We start from the raw sequence: 301 nt of genomic DNA on the forward strand, positions 1-301 counted from the left end.
AGGACGACGCGGCCTTTCGCGACGGCATCGCCCGCGGCGCGCGCTTCGTCGAGTCGCTGCTGGCCCGCGAGGGCTCGGTCTACGGCATCACCACCGGCTATGGCGACTCCTGCGTGGTCGCCGTGCCCCTCGCCCAGGTCGAGGCGTTGCCACGCCAGCTCTATACCTTCCACGGCTGCGGCCTAGGGCGCCACCTGGATCCGGCGGCGACCCGCGCGGTGCTGGCGGCGCGGCTGCAGTCGCTGTGCCAGGGGGTTTCCGGGGTGCGCGTCGAATTGCTCGAACGCCTCACCGCCTTCCT

General features: G+C 72.4%; 1 protein-coding gene. It reads left to right on the forward strand.

Features of this window, described 5'->3' with window-relative positions; translation table 11 throughout:
- A partial coding sequence (locus FS767_RS22010; RefSeq protein WP_144968216.1) for an aromatic amino acid lyase occupies nt 1-301 on the forward strand: 301 nt, incomplete at both ends.

The organism is Pseudomonas sp. DE0010 (assembly GCF_007680745.1).
Classification (GTDB): Bacteria; Pseudomonadota; Gammaproteobacteria; order Pseudomonadales; family Pseudomonadaceae; genus Aquipseudomonas; species Aquipseudomonas parafulva_B.